The 16,025-nt window shown below is 69.2% G+C and carries 13 protein-coding genes; 10 read left to right on the top strand and 3 right to left on the bottom strand.

Annotated elements, in window-relative coordinates:
• Positions 1 to 238: 238 nt before the first annotated feature.
• The gene (gene ppc, locus A2G96_RS18330) at positions 239 to 3,295 is read right to left on the bottom strand and encodes a phosphoenolpyruvate carboxylase (protein WP_062801503.1); all 3,057 of its coding nucleotides are present in this window, start codon (positions 3,293 to 3,295) and stop codon (positions 239 to 241) included.
• A gap of 74 nt (positions 3,296 to 3,369) precedes the next feature.
• On the opposite strand from ppc, the gene hemC reads away from it, so the two are divergent.
• From hemC to A2G96_RS18315, 3 genes are read left to right on the top strand one after another with little or no spacing between them, the layout of a single operon-like run.
• Positions 3,370 to 4,380 carry a hydroxymethylbilane synthase gene (hemC, locus tag A2G96_RS18325; RefSeq protein WP_062801502.1) on the top strand — a complete coding sequence of 337 codons (1,011 nt, stop codon included), beginning with the start codon at positions 3,370 to 3,372 and terminating at the stop codon, positions 4,378 to 4,380.
• A 9-nt stretch (positions 4,381 to 4,389) separates the two neighbouring features.
• Positions 4,390 to 6,525: a fused uroporphyrinogen-III synthase HemD/membrane protein HemX gene (gene hemDX, locus A2G96_RS18320; protein ID WP_062801501.1), complete on the top strand. Its 2,136-nt coding sequence runs from the start codon at positions 4,390 to 4,392 to the stop codon at positions 6,523 to 6,525.
• Positions 6,526 to 6,529: 4 nt separating this feature from the next.
• Complete coding sequence (locus tag A2G96_RS18315; protein ID WP_062801500.1) at positions 6,530 to 7,720, top strand: heme biosynthesis protein HemY; 1,191 nt, start codon at positions 6,530 to 6,532, stop codon at positions 7,718 to 7,720.
• Between the two features lie 21 nt (positions 7,721 to 7,741).
• On the opposite strand, the gene A2G96_RS18310 is transcribed toward A2G96_RS18315, so the two are convergent.
• Positions 7,742 to 9,301 (bottom strand): cryptochrome/photolyase family protein, encoded by a 1,560-nt coding sequence (locus A2G96_RS18310; protein ID WP_062801499.1) that lies wholly within the window; start codon positions 9,299 to 9,301, stop codon positions 7,742 to 7,744.
• 139 nt (positions 9,302 to 9,440) lie between these two features.
• Between A2G96_RS18310 and A2G96_RS18305 the strand changes: the two genes are divergently transcribed.
• The 7 genes from A2G96_RS18305 to A2G96_RS18275 all read left to right on the top strand — a co-directional run bounded on the left by A2G96_RS18305 (position 9,441) and on the right by A2G96_RS18275 (position 15,047).
• Positions 9,441 to 10,148: a pseudouridine synthase gene (locus tag A2G96_RS18305; RefSeq protein WP_062801498.1), complete on the top strand. Its 708-nt coding sequence runs from the start codon at positions 9,441 to 9,443 to the stop codon at positions 10,146 to 10,148.
• A gap of 102 nt (positions 10,149 to 10,250) precedes the next feature.
• On the top strand, positions 10,251 to 10,823 hold the full coding sequence (locus tag A2G96_RS18300) for a YqgE/AlgH family protein (protein ID WP_025583981.1): 573 nt from the start codon (positions 10,251 to 10,253) through the stop codon (positions 10,821 to 10,823).
• Positions 10,816 to 11,241, top strand: a complete 426-nt coding sequence (gene ruvX, locus A2G96_RS18295) for a Holliday junction resolvase RuvX (protein ID WP_010813827.1) — start codon at positions 10,816 to 10,818, stop codon at positions 11,239 to 11,241. Before A2G96_RS18300 ends, ruvX begins: the two co-directional genes overlap by 8 nt.
• Positions 11,238 to 11,774 (top strand): bifunctional pyr operon transcriptional regulator/uracil phosphoribosyltransferase PyrR, encoded by a 537-nt coding sequence (gene pyrR / locus A2G96_RS18290; RefSeq protein ID WP_062801497.1) that lies wholly within the window; start codon positions 11,238 to 11,240, stop codon positions 11,772 to 11,774. The genes ruvX and pyrR overlap by 4 nt, the downstream gene beginning before the upstream one ends.
• A 104-nt stretch (positions 11,775 to 11,878) precedes the next feature.
• Entirely contained in the window at positions 11,879 to 12,850 is a 972-nt protein-coding gene (locus A2G96_RS18285) for an aspartate carbamoyltransferase catalytic subunit (protein ID WP_018008094.1), read from the top strand.
• Between the two features lie 83 nt (positions 12,851 to 12,933).
• Positions 12,934 to 14,217, top strand: coding sequence for a dihydroorotase (locus A2G96_RS18280; RefSeq protein WP_062801496.1), 1,284 nt, complete (start codon positions 12,934 to 12,936; stop codon positions 14,215 to 14,217).
• Positions 14,214 to 15,047, top strand: a complete 834-nt coding sequence (locus A2G96_RS18275; protein WP_062801495.1) for a lysophospholipid acyltransferase family protein — start codon at positions 14,214 to 14,216, stop codon at positions 15,045 to 15,047. Before A2G96_RS18280 ends, A2G96_RS18275 begins: the two co-directional genes overlap by 4 nt.
• 35 nt (positions 15,048 to 15,082) lie before the next feature.
• On the opposite strand, the gene A2G96_RS18270 is transcribed toward A2G96_RS18275, so the two are convergent.
• A complete protein-coding gene (locus A2G96_RS18270) occupies positions 15,083 to 15,931 on the bottom strand; it encodes a symmetrical bis(5'-nucleosyl)-tetraphosphatase (protein ID WP_062801494.1) in 849 nt (282 codons plus the stop codon).
• Positions 15,932 to 16,025 lie beyond the last annotated feature (94 nt).

Below are 16,025 nucleotides of genomic sequence, written 5' to 3'. Positions count from 1 at the left end.
AGGGGTTTGCTCCCCTCTCCCGCGCGCGGGAGAGGGGCAGGGGGTGAGGGCAGGAGCGTCAAAGGCTGAGGCCGGTGGGTTAACACCGTTGGCCTTGCTTGATGGGGTTCCTAATCAAACCGCCCCTCACCCCGGCCCTCTCCCCGTGAGGGGAGAGGGAGAATACCTTGCTTGGGCCAGGTCGGGCGGCTTTGGAGCATCCAAAACCGCTCTTTTTGGCCGAGGCTGGGTTGGCCTGTCAACCCGTATTGCGCAACCCCGCCGCCACCCCATTGATGGTCAGATGGATCCCGCGCCGTACGCGGATGTCATCGCCGTCCTTGCCCGAGCGGAAGCGCTTGAGCAGTTCCACCTGCAAGTGGTTGAGCGGATCGAGATACGCAAAGCGGTTCTTGATCGAGCGCGCCAGCAGCGGGTTGTCCGCCAGCCGTTCCTGGTGGCCGGTGATCAGCGCCAGCATGTCGCAGGTCAGGTGCCATTCCTTGCTGATGCGGTTGAACACGTTGCGGCGCAGCGCGGCGTCGTCGCACAGCTGGGCGTAGCGCGAGGCCACGGCGAGGTCGGTCTTGGCCAGCACCATGTCCATGTTCGACAGCAGCGTCGAGAAGAACGGCCAGGTCTTGACCATGCGCCGCAGCGTGGTGACGGCCTGCTTGCGCGCCTTGTCGTCCGGCGCGCTGTCGAGCAGCGAGCGCACCGCGCTGCCGAAGCCGTACCAGCCCGGCAGCAGCAGCCGGCACTGGCCCCACGAAAAGCCCCACGGGATCGCGCGCAGGTCTTCGATGCGGCGGTTCTTCTTGTCCATCAGCTTGCGCGAGGCCGGGCGCGAACCGAGGTTCAGGTCGGCGATCTCGGTGATCGGCGTGGTGGCGAAGAAGTAGTCCTTGAAGCCGGGAGTCTCGTAGACCAGGTCGCGATAGGCGGTGAAGGCGCGGTCGGACAGCTGCTGCATCACCGCCTCGAAGGTATCCAGGTCCTTCGGTGCATTCTGCTGCGGCAGCAGCGAGGCCTCCAGCGTCGCGGCGACCACCGTTTCCAGGTTGCGCCGTCCGATCTCGGCGTTGGCGAACTTGCTGTTGATGATCTCGCCCTGCTCGGTCAGGCGGATCTGGCCGTTGACCGTGCCCGGCGGCTGCGACAGGATGGCCTGGTAGGTCGGGCCGCCGCCGCGGCCGACGGTGCCGCCGCGGCCGTGGAACAGGCGCAGCTTGACGTTGCGCTGCTGGAACAGCTGCACCAGCGCCAGCTCGGCCTTGTACAGCTCCCAGTTGGACGTCAGGAAGCCGCCGTCCTTGTTCGAATCCGAATAGCCGAGCATCACCTCCTGCTCGACCCCATGGTGTGCGAGCACCGCGTCGAAGCCCGGCAGGTCCAGCAGCGACTGCATGATGCCGGCGGCGTTGCGCAAGTCTTCGATGGTCTCGAACAACGGGATCACCATCAGCTCCATGCGCGCCGGGTCGGTCTTGCTGCCTAGCGTGCCCTGCAGCATGCCGGATTCCTTCTGCAGCAGCATCACTTCGACCAGGTCCGACAGCGTCTCGGTGTGCGAGATGATGTAGTTGCGCGCGACGCGCTTGCCATAGCGCGCTCGCAGCTCGCGCGCGGCGGCGAAGATCGCCAGTTCCTTGCGGGTCTGCTCCGAATACTGGTGCCACGGCAGCGTCAGCAGGCGCGGCTGGCGCAGTTCGGCCAGCAGCAGTTCCAGCTTGCGTTGCTCGGGCAGCGCGGCGTAGTCGGGGGCGATGCCGGCGGCGGCGAACAGTTCGGCGATGACCGCCTCGTGCACGTCCGAGACCTGGCGCATGTCGACCGAGGCCAGGTGGAAGCCGAACACGGCGATGGCGCGCGCCAGCGCGTCGATGCGGTGGCTGGCCAGCGCCTGGCCGTGGTGCGCGCGCAGCGAGTCGATCACCACCTGGATGTCGGCGCCGAAGGCCTCGGCGCTGTCATAGGGCTCGGCCGGCGCCACCGGGCGGCGGGTCGCGGCATGCCCGCTCAGCGCCTTGCAGGTGGCGGCCAGGCGTGCGTAGATGCCGATCAGCGCGCGCCGGTAGGGCTCGTCGGCGCGGTGCTCGGAATGGTCGGGCGAGCGCTCGGCCAGCGCCAGCAGTTCCGGGCTGGCGTCGACCATCAGCATCGACATCGACAGCTCGGCGCCGAGCGCGTGGACTTCGTCCAGGTACCAGTCGAGGATCAGCTGCGCCTGCTGGCCGGCGGCGTGCTCCAGGGTCTCGGCGGTGACGTTGGGGTTGCCGTCGCGGTCGCCGCCGATCCAGGAACCCATCTGCAGGAACGGCGCCAGCGGCGCCGCCTGCGTGCCCGGGGCGCCGGCGGTGCCCTTGCGCTTGCGCGTGCCCGGGAACACCGCGGCGATGTCTTCCTCCAGCTCGCTCATCAGCTGCGGGATGCCGCGCAGGAAGGTGGTGCGGTAGTACGACAGCGCGTTCTCGATCTCGTCGGCCACCGTCAGGCGCGCGTCGCGCAGCATGCGGGTCTGCCACAGCGTGGTGACCTTGGCGCGCAGCTGGGCGGTGTTGTGCTCGCGCTCGCGCGCCGTCATCGGCAGGTCGCGCTCGGCCAGCAGGCGGGCGATTTCGCGCTCGGCGTCGAGGATGCTCTTGCGCTGGACCTCGGTCGGGTGCGCGGTCAGCACCGGCACGATCAGCGCCTCGTCGAGGAACTTGCGCAGCTGCTTGCCGGTGACGCCGGCGGCATCGATCTTTTCCAGCGCGTGCTGCAGGCTGCCGTCCTGCGGTGGCGAGCCGGCCAGCGCATGCACGCGGCGGCGGCGGTTATGGTGCTGGTCCTCGGCGATATTGGCCAGGTGCGAGAAATAGCTGAAGGCGCGCACCACCTGGTTGGTCTGGTCGCGCGACAGCCGCTTGAGCAGCCGGTCCAGCTCGGCGCCGGCGGCGCGGTCGTTCTCGCGGCGGAAGCGCACCGCGGTCTGGCGGATGGTCTCGACCACCTCGAAGGCGGCGTCGCCTTCCTGCTCGCGCAGGCAGTCGCCCAGCAGGCGGCCCAGGAAGCGGATGTCCTCGCGCAGCGGCACGTCCTTGTCAGCGGTGCGGCGTGAGGTGGGGCCGGCAGGGGCGGCGGCGATGGTGGTTCCGTTGCTCGACACGATCGAAAGCCTGGGCTTGGGGGAGCGCTTGGCTGCGCGGGGGGCGGGGCGGGGCGCTTTGGCGCTGGTCGCGCTGGGTGCGCCGGTTGCGTCACCTTTTGCGGCGGCCGAATCCTTGGCGGCCGCAGCGGTCTTCCGACCATTGGGCCGCGCAGCATGCTGCGTCATGCAATCTCCTCTTGCTTCTCTAAGCTTATCTAATGGTGCGGAGGGGCGATTGGGGCGCGTGCTACCATTGACGCATGTCGTCCGCCACCCCGTCTTCCGCTACCGCTGTCGTGTCTCGCAACCTTCCGCAAAAGCTCGTCATTGCCTCCCGAGAGAGCCGTCTGGCGCTGTGGCAGGCAGAACATGTGCGTGCTGCATTGCAACAATACTATCCCGCGTGCGACGTGTCCATTCTTGGCATGACCACGCGCGGAGACCAGATTCTAGACCGTACGCTGTCGAAAGTCGGCGGCAAGGGTCTGTTTGTCAAAGAACTGGAGTTCGCGATGGACGAAGGCCGGGCCGACCTCGCGGTGCATTCCCTCAAGGATGTGCCGATGGAGCTGCCGCCGGGCTTCACCCTGGCCGCGGTGATGGAACGCGAGGATCCGCGCGACGCGCTGGTGTCGTCCGCTTTTGCGTCGCTCGACGAGATGCCGGCCGGCACCGTGGTCGGCACTTCCAGCCTGCGCCGCGAGGCCGCGCTGCGCAGCCGCTACCCGCACCTGGTGGTCAAGCCGCTGCGCGGCAACCTCGACACGCGGCTGGGCAAGCTCGACCGCGGCGAATATGGCGCCATCATCCTGGCCGCCGCGGGCCTGAAGCGGCTCGGGCTGGGCGAGCGCATCCGCGCGCTGATCCCGCTCGAGGCATCGCTGCCGGCCGCGGGGCAGGGCGCGCTGGGGATCGAGACCCTTTCCACCCGCCCGGAACTGGCCGAATGGCTGGCGCCGCTGAGCCACCAGCCGACCGCGCTGGCGGTGACCGCCGAGCGCGCCGTCTCGCGCCGGCTGGGTGGCTCCTGCCAGGTCCCGCTGGCGGCGCACGCGCGCTGGGACGTCGACCAGCTGCGGCTGGAAGCCTTCGTCGCCTTGCCCGACGGCAGCCGCGCCATCCGCGCCGCGGCCGCCGGGCCGGCCGCCGACCTGGCTGCCGCCGAAGCGCTGGGCCACGCTTGCGCCAGCGACCTGCTGGCGCAGGGCGCCGAGTCGATCCTAGCCGCGCTGGCCGATTCGGGCGACGCTGCTTCCCCATCTCCCGCCTGAGGCTGCCCGATGCCCCGCCCGACCGTCGTTGTCACACGACCCGCCGGGCAGTCCCGGCAACTGACCGAGGCCCTGCAGGGCGCCGGTCTGGATGTACTCAGCTTCCCGCTGCTGGCGATCGGCCCGGCCGCTGACGATGCGCCGCTGCGCGCGGCGCTGGCGCGGCTGGACACCTTCGCGCTGGTGGTGTTCGTCAGTCCCAATGCGATCGCCTTTGCGCTGGACGCGCTCGCCGGCGTGCAGGGCGCGGCCGTGGCGCGCTGGCCGGTACAGGTCCCGGTAGCGGTGGTGGGTCCGGCCAGCGTCACCGCGCTGGCCGAGCGCGGCATCGCCGCACCGGCGTATCGCGTGATCGCGCCCGCCGGCGCACACGCCAACGGGACTAGCCATGACGATACGGTGCCCGATGCCGAGGCGCTGCGCTTCGATTCCGAAGCGCTGTGGGCCCAGCTCGATGCCGCCGCGCTGGCCGGCAAGCCGGTGCTGATCATCCGCGGCAACGGCGGGCGCGACTGGCTCGGCGACCGCCTGCGCGAGGCCAGCGCCCAGGTCGAAGCCGTCGAGGCCTACCAGCGCACGCTGCCGGAACCGACTGCGATGCAATGGCAGGCCGTGCGCGACCACCTGCGTCCCGGCGCCGCCCCGCACGCCTGGCTGCTAACCAGTTCCGAGGCGGTACGCAACCTCGACGTGCTGGCACGGCAGCATCTGTCGCCCCAGGAAGACGCTTCCCTGCGGCAGGTGCAGTGCATCGCGCCCCATGCGAGAATCGCCGAACAGGCGCTGGCGCTGGGCTTCGCCCATATCCAGCGCGCCGCGCCCGGCGATGCCGGCCTGCTGGCGGCGTGCCTGCAGTGGGCCGATGCCTATGCTGGTCCTGCGCCATCGAGCCTGCCGGCGCCGTCCGCACCGGCGGCCGCGAAGCCGGTTGAAGCAACGCCGCCGGCCGCCAGCGCGCCTGCCGCAGTCCCTGCCATGTCAACGAAGGTCGAACGCGTGACGCAAGAAACCACGTCCTCCTCCGCTACGCCGCCGCCCGGCGCGGCCTCTGTCCACACGGCGCAGTCCGCGCAAGCGGTGCCGCCGCAAGGCGCCGGCCACGCCGGCGCTGCCCGTCCCGCCGGGCGCCGCTCCGCCGCGCTATGGGCGCTGGTCGCCGTGCTGGTGGTAGCGACCGCCGGCGGCTTCTGGTGGCTGCAGCAGCGGGTCGACCACCTGACCGGCGAGCTGGCGCGGCGCCAGCAAAGCAACGACGCGCTGGTGCAGGAGTCGCGCGTGCTGACGCGCAACGCGCAGGACACCGTCAAGGAACTGCAGGCCAAGGTCGGCGCGCTCGAGAACCAGGTCGGCGAGACCCGCGACAAGCAGGTGGCGCTGGAGCAGGTCTACCAGGACCTGATGCGCAACCGCGACGACTGGGAAATCGCCGAGATCCAGCAATTGCTGACCAGCGCCGGCCAGCAGTTGCAGCTGACCGGCAACGTGCAGGTCGCGCTGGCCGCGCTGCAGAGCGCAGACGCCCGCCTGGCGCGCACCGACAAGCCGCAATACAACCTGCTGCGGCGGGCCATCGCGCGCGACGTGGCGCGCATGAAGGCGGTGCCCGACACCGACCTGACCGGCGCCGCGATCAAGCTGGACGAAGCCATCAACCAGGTCGACGCGCTGCCGCTGCTGTCGAGCGAGCGCATGCTCGAGCGCAGCGAGGCCGATGCCCGCAAGGGCGCCGCCGCCAATAACGGCAATGGCGCCAGCGCGCCGGCCGCCGCCGGCGGCACCGGCCCGGGCTGGTTCACCCGCTTCTGGGACTACCTGCGCGAAGAACTGGCGCAGGTGATCCGCATCCGCAAGGTCGACGATGCCGAGGCGCTGCTGCTGTCGGGCGACCAGGGCTGGTTCCTGCGCGAGAACGTCAAGCTGCGCCTGCTCAATGCGCGCCTGGCGCTGCTGTCGCGCAACGAGCCCGTGTTCCGCAACGACCTGGCCGCGGCGCAGGCGATGATCGGCCGCTATTTCGATACCAAGTCGCGCCGCGTGCAGGGCGTGCTGACGCTGCTGCGCCAGGCCCAGGCCGGCGCGGTCTCGGTGCAGCTGCCGACCATGGCCGAAAGCCTGGGCGCGCTGCAGGCCCTGAAGAAGGAGTAAGCCCATGCGCCTTCTGTTCTGGGTTGCGGTCCTGTTTGGCGGCGCCGTCGGGCTGGCCCTGTTCACGCAGTTCAACCACAGCAATGTGGTGCTGTTCTATCCGCCGTACCGGGTCGAGCTGTCGCTGAACCTGGCGCTGGCGCTGCTGCTGCTGATTTTCTTCGTGGTGTGGACGGTGATGTCCACCATCCGCCATCTGGCCGAGATGCCGCGCCGCGCCGCCGCCTACCGCGAGCGCAGCCGCATGAGCAAGGCCCAGGCGGCACTGCGCGAGTCGATCGAGAACCTGTTCGCCGGCCGTTTCGCCCGCGCCGAGCGCGCCGCGCGCGAGGCCCAGTCGTGGGAAGACCAGGCCCAGACCGCCGCGCTGATCGGCGCGCGCGCCGCCCACCGCATGCAGGAAACCGAGCGGCGCGACGCCTGGATGGCGCAGGTGACCGACCCCGAGCGCGAGCAGGCGCGACTGGTGTCGATGGCCGAGCTGCTGGTCGATGCCCGCGATGCCGACGGCGCGCTCGAAACCATCGCCCAGCTGCAATCGCAGGGCGCGCGCCAGATCCACGTGCAGCGCATCGCGCTGCGCGCGCACCAGCACCTGAAGAACTGGTCCGAGGTGCTGCGCCTGGCGCGCTCGCTGGAAAAGCGCAACGCGCTGCATCCGGTGCTGGCGCTGCGGCTCAAGCAGATGGCGGTCGAAGCCATGCTGGAAGAGCGCCGCCACGATGCCGACGCGTTGTCGGAGTTCTGGCGCTCGCTGTCCGCCGACGAGCGCCGCGCCACCCGCATCGCCGAACCGGCGGCGCGCTATTTCGCTGCGCTGGGCCGGCAGAACGAGGCCCGCCGCATCATCGAAGACGCGCTCAAGGTCAACTGGGACAGCCGCCTGGTGCTGCGCTATGCCGATTGCGCCGTGCCGGGCCATGCGCTGCCGCAGATCCAGCAGGCCGAGAAATGGCTGGCCGCGCATCCCGCCGATGCCGACCTGTACTACACGCTGGGGGTGCTGTGCCTGGGCGAGAAGCTGTGGGGCAAGGCCCAGTCCAGCTTCGAGCGCGCGCTCAAGTATGCGGATCCCGACCAGCAGCGCCGCCTGCGCGTGCGCACGCACCTGGCGCTGGCGCGGCTGTTCGAGGAAACCGAACGCTTCGAAGATGCGCAGCGCCACTATCGCGAAAGCGCGATGCTGGCAGCCTGAGCGGCACGGCGGCCGGCGCGTTCAGTCCTCCGCGCCGGCGTCCTTCACTTCCTGCTTCACCACCTGCTTTACCGCTTCATAGCGCCGCAGCGTTTGCTGGCGCGCCACGTCGTGCTGCACCATCGGGCGCGGGTAGTTGTCGCCCAGGCGCACGCCCGCCTCGGCCAGCACGGCTTCCGGCGCGGTCCACGGCGCGTGCAGGTACTTGTCCGGCAACGCCGCCAGTTGCGGCAGGTATTTGCGGATAAAGCGGCCCTGCGGATCGAACTTCTGCGATTGCGTCACCGGATTGAAGATGCGGAACCACGGTTGCGCGTCGCAGCCGGTGGACGCGGCCCACTGCCAGCCGCCGTTGTTGGCGGCCAGGTCGAAGTCATTGAGCTGGTCGGCAAAATACTGCTCGCCGCGGCGCCAGTCGACGCCGAGGTCCTTGACCAGGAAGCTGGCCGTGACCATGCGCAGGCGGTTGTGCATATAGCCGCTTTGCCGGATCTGCAGCATCGCCGCGTCGATCAGCGGATAGCCGGTGGCGGCGTCGCACCAGGCGCGGAAATAGCGCTCGCCGGTGTCGCCATCCTGCCAGCGGATCGCGTCATAGGCCGGGTGGAACGACGCGCCGGCGGCGACGCGCGGATGGTGGTGCAGGATCATGAAATAGAAATCGCGCCAGATCAGCTCCGACAGCCACACCGCGGCGCCCGCGCTGTCGGCGCCGCCGCGCAGCACGGCTGCGTGCGCGGCGCGCGCCAGCGTGCGGATCGAGATGGTGCCGAAGCGCAGGTGCACCGACAGGTAGCTGGGGCCGCGCAGGGCAGGGTAGTCGCGCCGGCGGCCGTAGTCCCCCATGCGCTCGGTGAATTCCTCGAACAAGACCTGCGCACCGGATGCGCCGGTGGGCATTGCGATCTCGGCGAGGTTGCTGGCGTCGAATCCGAGCTGCGCGAGCGTCGGTACGGGCTGGCGGTATGCGGCTGGCACCGGGGCCAGCGCCTGCAAGTACGGGTCGACGGGATAGGGGCGCAAGTCGAACGGCTCCACGCTCCTGAGCCAGGCGTTCTTGTACGGCGTGAACACCGAGAACGGCTTGCCCTGGCCGTTCAGGATCTCGTCGCGCTCGAACACCGCCTGGTCCTTGAAGGTAAAGAGCGCGCAGGCCTGTTCCGACAGCGCCTGGCGCACCGCTTCGTCGCGGGCGTTCGCGGCGGGCTCGTAGTCGTGGTTGGCGAAGACTGCCTCGGCGTCCAGGGCGCGCGCCAGCCCGGGGATGGCGGTCCGCGCGCGGTCGTGCAGCACGATCAGGCCGCCGCCGGCCGCGGCCAGTGTCCCGGCGAGTTCCACCAGCGATTCACGGATGAATTCGACCCGCCGGTCGGCACGCAGCCCGCGCGCGAGCAGCGGGTCGAGGATGTCGCGGTCGAACACGAACACGCACCACACCTGCGCGCAGTGCCGCAGGGCATAATGCAGCGCCGCGTGGTCGGTGGCGCGCAGGTCGCGCCGGAACCAGACCAGCCCGCGCGCAAAGGTCTTGCCGATCCGGTATGGTGGCCGGGACGTAGCCGGGTTGGCCGCTGCCTGCATGTTCGCTTGCCTGTCTGACGGGTTTGCCGGCGCTGGGCTTGTGCAACGCCGGATCGATCGCGCCGATACCCTAACATAGCGGTACCGCGCCGGCATGCCGCCGGCCGCCAGTCCGCAATCCCATTCTCTGCAGAAGCTCATGACTCTCGACCGTATTCTTCAATCCCAGGGCTTTGGCACGCGCCGGTACTGCGGCGACCTGATCGCCGCCGGGCTGGTCGAGGTCAACGGCGAACTGTGCGAAGACCCGCGCGCGCAATTCGACGTGGATGGCCTGCGCCTGACCGTCGATGGGGAGGAGTGGCTGGCCTGCACCAAGGCCTACCTGATGCTGAACAAGCCCGCCGGCTATGAATGCTCGCAGCGCCCGCGCCATCACCCCAGCGTCTACAACCTGCTGCCGGTGCCGCTGCGCCAGCGCGAGGTGCAGGCGGTGGGGCGGCTCGACCACGACACCACCGGCCTGCTGCTGCTGACCGACGATGGCCAGTTCATCCACGCCCAGACCTCGCCCAAGCGCAAGGTGCCCAAGGTCTATGAAGTGACCACCGCCGAGCCGGTCACTGCGGAGCAGGCCGAGGCGCTGCGCAGCGGCGTGCAGCTGCTGGACGAGCCGGCGCCGATCGCGGCGGAAGCCTGCGAGATCACCGGCGAACGCAGCCTGCGGCTGACGCTGGTGCAAGGCAAGTACCACCAGGTCAAGCGCATGGTCGCGGCCGCGGGCAACCACGTCAGCGCGCTGCATCGCAGCGCCATCGGCAGCCTGCAGCTGGAACCGGCGCTGGCCGAAGGCGAATGGCGCTGGCTGACGGCCCAGGAACTGGCCGCGCTGACCGGCAAGGCGTAATCCAGCCCGCGGCCACGGCGCGCGGCGGAGCGCCCCTTGCTGCACTGGAACGCCCCCCAATCTTTTCCGGAAGACCCCCGGCGATTTGATAAAATGCAAGGCATGGCGAAGCCCGAAGCACCCATCAATCTGACCAATCAGTTCCTGATTGCCATGCCCGGCATGGCCGATCCGACCTTTTCGGGTTCCGTCGTCTACATCTGCGAACACAACGAGCGTGGCGCGCTCGGGCTGGTGATCAACCGGCCCATCGACATCGACATGGCCACGCTGTTCGACAAGATCGACCTCAAGCTCGAGATCCAGCCCGTGGCGCACCAGCCGGTCTACTTCGGCGGCCCGGTGCAGACCGAGCGCGGTTTCGTGCTGCACGACCCGGTCGGCGTCTATGTCTCGTCGCTGGCCGTGCCGGGCGGGCTGGAGATGACCACCTCCAAGGACGTGCTGGAAGCCGTGGCCAACGGCAGCGGCCCGCATCGTTTCCTGCTGACGCTGGGCTATTCCGGCTGGGGCGCCGGCCAGCTGGAGGAAGAACTCAGCCGCAACGGCTGGCTTACGGTCCAGGCCGATCCCGAGATCATCTTCAGCGTGCCGCCCGACGAGCGCTTTGCCGCCGCCATTCGGCTGCTGGGCATCGACTTCACCATGCTGTCCGGCGAGGCCGGGCATGCCTGATGCCGTGGGGCGTGAACTGCCCCGCGACGGCACGGTCCTGGCATTCGACTACGGCGAAAAGAAGATCGGCGTCGCGCTGGGCAACTTCATCACGCGCGAGGCGCGTGCCCTGACCATCCTCCCCAATATCACCGTCGAGGGCCGCTTCGAGGCCGTGGCCGCTCTGATTCAGGAGTGGAACCCGGTGCAGCTGATCGTCGGCATGCCGGTCAACCCCGAAGGCGGCGAGCAACCCTCGATGAAGCTGGCGCGGCGCTTCGGCAACCAGCTCAACGGCCGCTTCGGCCTGCCGGTGGAATGGGTGGACGAGCGCTATACCTCGCGAGCCGCGTCGATGGCCGGCGCCCGCCGGGGCGAGCTCGATGCCGAGGCCGCGCGCATCATCCTGCAACAGTATTTCGACCAATTCCCGCTATGACGCAGATCTCCGTTCCCGACGCCGAGTCGCTGTACCGCAAGCTGCTGGAGCAGGCGCAGGCACTGATCCCCGAGGCCGAGCGCGCGCGCTGGTCGGTGGCCGGCATCCATTCCGGCGGGGCCTGGATCGCCGCGCGGCTGGCGGCGGACCTGCAGTTGCCCGAGCACGGCGTGATCAACGTCGCCTTCCATCGCGACGACTATGCCAAGAAGGGCCTGCACAGTCAGGCCCAGCCGACCACGCTGCCGTTTGCCGTGGACGAGCGCAACATCCTGCTGATCGACGACGTGCTGGCCACCGGCCGCACCATCCGCGCCGCCGTCAACGAGCTGTTCGACTACGGCCGTCCCGCGCGCGTGGCGCTGGGCGTCCTGGTCGACCGCGGCGGGCGCCAGCTGCCGATCGCCGCCGACCTGTGCGCCGCCGAGATGGCGCTGCCGCCCGGCACGACGCTGGTGCTGTCGCGCCAGGGCGAAGGCGCCGGCGCGCAATTCGCCTTCGCCACCGAACCCACCGATTCCGCCACCGGCTGAACCGGCACCGCGGGGCGCGCGCAGCGCGCCCGACAGCCCGACAGCCCGAAAGCCTGCCCCGAGACCAGACCACCTCCCGTTTTTTTGCCCGCGCCCGACCAGCCATGACCAAGACGTTCCGCAACCCGCAGCTCACCAAGAACGGCGAACTGAAGCACCTGCTGTCGATCGAGGGGTTGTCGCGTGACATGATCACGCACATCCTCGACACCGCCAGCCAGTTTGTCTCGCTGTCCGACTCCGACCGCGATGTCAAGAAGGTGCCGCTGCTGCGCGGCAAGAGCGTGTTCAACCTGTTCTTCGAGAACTCCACCCGCACCCGCACCACCTTCGAGATCGCCGCCAAGCGGCTGTCGGCGGACGTGCTGAACCTGAACATCAACGCCTCGTCGACCAGCAAGGGCGAGTCTCTGCTGGACACCATCAACAACCTGTCGGCAATGTCCGCCGACATGTTCGTGGTGCGCCATGCCAGCTCGGGCGCGCCCTACCTGATCGCCGAGCACGTCGCCCCGCACGTGCACGTGATCAATGCCGGCGACGGCCGCCATGCCCATCCGACGCAGGGCCTGCTGGACATGTACACGATCCGGCATTTCAAGAAGGACTTCACCAACCTGACGGTGGCCATCGTCGGCGACATCCTGCACTCGCGCGTGGCGCGTTCCGACATCCACGCGCTGACCACGCTGGGCGTGCCCGAGGTGCGCGCCATCGGCCCGCGCACGCTGCTGCCGTCCGGGCTGGAGCAGATGGGCGTGCGCGTGTTCCACAGCATGGAAGAGGGGCTGAAGGGCGTCGACGTGGTCATCATGCTGCGGCTGCAGAACGAGCGCATGAGCGGCGCGCTGCTGCCGTCCGCGCAGGAATATTTCAAGGCCTACGGCCTGACGCCGGAGCGCCTGGCGCTGGCCAGGCCCGACGCCATCGTGATGCACCCGGGGCCGATGAACCGCGGCGTCGAGATCGACTCCGCCGTGGCCGATGGCTCCCAGTCGGTGATCCTGAACCAGGTGACCTTCGGCATCGCCGTGCGCATGGCGGTGATGGGCATCGTCGCCGGGAACAACGACTGATGCCGGCCAGCCCGACCTCGCACGCCAGCCCGCACGCCAGCCAGAACACACCGAACCAGTCCAGCGACACGACAAGCCAAGCTATGAAGATTCACATCCAGGGCGGCCGCCTGATCGATCCGGCCAGCAACACCGACGCCGCGCAGGACCTCTATATCGCCGCCGGCAAGATCGTCGGCGTCGGCAGCGCCCCGGCGGACTTCACCGCCAACAAGGTTATCGACGCCAAGGGGCTGATCGTGTGCCCGGGCCTGGTCGACCTGTCCGCGCGCCTGCGCGAGCCCGGCTACGAATACAAGGCCACGCTCGAGTCCGAGGTCGCGGCCGCCACCGCCGGCGGCGTGACCAGCCTGGTGTGCCCGCCCGACACCGACCCGGTGCTGGACGAGCCCGGCCTGGTCGAAATGCTGAAGTTCCGCGCGCGCACGCTGAACCAGACCCACGTCTATCCGCTGGGCGCGCTGACGCTGGGCCTGAAGGGCGAGACCCTGACCGAGATGGGCCAGCTGACCGAGGCCGGCTGCGTCGGCTTCAGCCAGGCCGAGGCGCCGGTGCGCAACACCCAGGTGCTGCTGCGCGCGCTGCAATACGCGCAGACCTTCGGCTTCACCGTGTGGCTGCGTCCGGAAGACCCATTCCTGGGCGGCGGCGTCGCCGCCAGCGGCGCGGTGGCGTCGCGCCTGGGCCTGTCGGGCGTGTCGGTGATCGCCGAAACCGTGCGCCTGCACACCATCTTCGAGTTGATGCGCAGCACCGGCGCACGCGTGCACCTGTGCCGGCTGTCGTCCGCCGCCGGGCTGGAACTAGTGCGCCAGGCCAAGCGCGAAGGCCTGAAAGTGACCTGCGACGTCAATATCCACCACGTCTCGCTGACCGACATGGATATCGGCTACTTCAACTCGCAGATGCGCTTCTCGCCGCCGCTGCGCAGCCCGCGCGACCGCGACGCCATCGTCGCCGCGCTGGCCGACGGCACCATTGACGCACTGTGCTCGGACCACACGCCGGTCGACGACGACGAGAAGCTGCTGCCCTTCGCCGAAGCCTCGCCGGGCGCAACCGGGCTGGAACTGCTGTTGCCGCTGACCTTGCGCTGGGCCAGCGAGCACAAGGTCCCGCTGGCGCAGGCGCTGGCCCGCATCACCGCCGAGCCCGCCCGCGTGATCGGCCTCAAGGCCGGCACCCTGGCCGTCGGCAGCGCCGCCGACGTGTGCGTGTTCGATCCGAAGCAGGTGTGGAAGGTCGAGCGCCGCTCGCTCAAGAGCCAGGGCAAGAACTCGCCGTGGCTCGGCTACGAGATGGAAGGCAAGGTCCGCATGACCCTGGTCGGCGGGCAAGTCGTCTACGGCAACCACGCCCAGGCATGATCTGGCTGCGCAAGACCGCACTGGTCCTGCACCTGCTGCGCGGGTTGCTGACCTGCGCCTTGCTGTTCCCATGGCTGGGCGTGCGCTCGCGCGCATGGCACATCCGTCGCTGGTCGCGGCGCCTGCTGCGGATCTGCGGGGTGGAAGTGGAAGTGATCGACGCCACCGGCGCCCCGCACACCGGCGCGGCGCGGCAGGGCGCGATGGTGGTGTCCAACCACATCTCGTGGCTGGACATCTACGTCATCCACAGCTGGCAGCCGGTGCGCTTCGTCGCCAAATCCGAGATCCGCAGCTGGCCGCTGATCGGCTGGCTGTGCGACAAGACCGGCACCATCTTCATCGAACGGGCGCGCAAGCGGGACGCGCATCGCGTGCTGCATGACATTACAGATGTGATGCTGCAGGGCGACCTGGTCGGGGTGTTTCCGGAAGGGACGACCACGGACGGGACCAGCGTGCTGCCATTCCATGCCAACCTGATGCAGGCGCCGATTTCAGGTGGGCTGCCGGTGCAGCCGCTGGGCCTGAACTACCTCGATGCCGCCACCGGCCAGCCGACGCTGGCCGCCGCCTATATCGGCGACACCACGCTGCTGCAATCTCTGGAAGCGGTCCTGCGCGCGCCGCCGATCAAGGCGCGGCTGGTGCTCGGGCCTGCACTGGTGCCAGCCTCGGGCGACCGCCGCGAACTCGCGGCTTCCGCCAGGGAAGTCGTCGCCCATCTCAGCCAGGGCGCCGCCGAGCACGCCGCCACGGCAGCGCAACGGCTGAACCAGCCATCAGAATCGGGCGGCGCGGCGCAGCCGGCATCCGCTGCCATCGGCTAATCGTTCTGTCGTCCCAGCCAACGCGGGATAGCGAGTCAAGCTAGCGGATCGCAATATTGCGGGCAATCCACCTGGATCACGGTCCGCTCGGCGGGATCCGCCGCCAGGCGCGCCGCCGTCAGCTTGCCACCCCAGACGCAACCGGTATCCAGTGCCATCAGGTTCGGCCGCATAACCAAGCCCAGCGTCGACCAGTGCCCGCAGACCACCGTCACATCCTCGGTGCGCCGTCCCGGCACGTCGAACCACGGCATAAAGCCTTCCGGCGCCTTACCGGGGCCATCCTTGGTCTTGAAGTCCATCACCCCGTCGATCGTGCAGTAGCGCAAGCGGGTGAGGGCATTCACCACCACGCGGTGACGGTCGATGCCGCGCAGGGCGTCGTGCCAGCGGTCCGGGGTGTTGCCGAAGATGTCGCCGAGGAAACCTTGCCAGTTGGGGCCTTGAAGTTGTTCTTCCACTTCGTGGGCGAGGTCGATGACCTGGGCGGCAGTCCACTGGGGGAGGACGCCGGCGTGGACCAGCAGGAAGTTGTTTTCCAGCAGGGCCAGCGGGCGGTGCCGCAGCCAGGTGAGCAGGTCGTCACGGTCGGGGGCGGCTAGGATGTCGTCGACGGTGTCGTGGCGGCCTTTCTTGCGGACGCCTGAGGCTACGGCGAGAAGGTGGATGTCGTGGTTGCCGAGGACGGTTTCGGCACGGGAGCCCATGGCGCGGATGGTGCGCAGGGTTTCGAGGGAGGCGGGGCCACGGTTGACGAGATCGCCGACCAGGCGCAGCGGCAGTTCGAAGGGAAGTTGTGCGAGGAGCGCTTTCAGCGAAGGGGCGCAGCCTTGCAGGTCGCCAATGGCATAGGGTGATGGATTGGATACTTGTGTTGTTGTCATCTGGTGAACCCGTGCCGCATCCGCGTTAGAGCCGGGAGCCGAAGCTACCTGACGCTACCCAAGGCGCGGAGTCGGAAGTAGGATGGGTCATGGC

Origin of the sequence: Cupriavidus nantongensis, from assembly GCF_001598055.1 — a bacterium.
GTDB classification, from domain to species: Bacteria; Pseudomonadota; Gammaproteobacteria; order Burkholderiales; family Burkholderiaceae; genus Cupriavidus; species Cupriavidus nantongensis.
Note: the sequence above shows the minus strand (reverse complement) of the source record. Positions and strands in the feature narration are given on the sequence as shown.

Excerpts from the sequence above, each read along its gene's own strand:
- ppc (WP_062801503.1), bottom strand. The coding sequence starts at position 3,295 with ATGACGCAGCATGCTGCGCGGCCCAATGGTCGGAAGACCGCTGCGGCC.
- hemC (WP_062801502.1), top strand. The coding sequence starts at position 3,370 with ATGTCGTCCGCCACCCCGTCTTCCGCTACCGCTGTCGTGTCTCGCAAC.
- hemDX (WP_062801501.1), top strand. The coding sequence starts at position 4,390 with ATGCCCCGCCCGACCGTCGTTGTCACACGACCCGCCGGGCAGTCCCGG.
- A2G96_RS18315 (WP_062801500.1), top strand. The coding sequence starts at position 6,530 with ATGCGCCTTCTGTTCTGGGTTGCGGTCCTGTTTGGCGGCGCCGTCGGG.
- A2G96_RS18310 (WP_062801499.1), bottom strand. The coding sequence starts at position 9,301 with ATGCAGGCAGCGGCCAACCCGGCTACGTCCCGGCCACCATACCGGATC.
- A2G96_RS18305 (WP_062801498.1), top strand. The coding sequence starts at position 9,441 with ATGACTCTCGACCGTATTCTTCAATCCCAGGGCTTTGGCACGCGCCGG.
- A2G96_RS18300 (WP_025583981.1), top strand. The coding sequence starts at position 10,251 with ATGGCGAAGCCCGAAGCACCCATCAATCTGACCAATCAGTTCCTGATT.
- ruvX (WP_010813827.1), top strand. The coding sequence starts at position 10,816 with ATGCCTGATGCCGTGGGGCGTGAACTGCCCCGCGACGGCACGGTCCTG.
- pyrR (WP_062801497.1), top strand. The coding sequence starts at position 11,238 with ATGACGCAGATCTCCGTTCCCGACGCCGAGTCGCTGTACCGCAAGCTG.
- A2G96_RS18285 (WP_018008094.1), top strand. The coding sequence starts at position 11,879 with ATGACCAAGACGTTCCGCAACCCGCAGCTCACCAAGAACGGCGAACTG.
- A2G96_RS18280 (WP_062801496.1), top strand. The coding sequence starts at position 12,934 with ATGAAGATTCACATCCAGGGCGGCCGCCTGATCGATCCGGCCAGCAAC.
- A2G96_RS18275 (WP_062801495.1), top strand. The coding sequence starts at position 14,214 with ATGATCTGGCTGCGCAAGACCGCACTGGTCCTGCACCTGCTGCGCGGG.
- A2G96_RS18270 (WP_062801494.1), bottom strand. The coding sequence starts at position 15,931 with ATGACAACAACACAAGTATCCAATCCATCACCCTATGCCATTGGCGAC.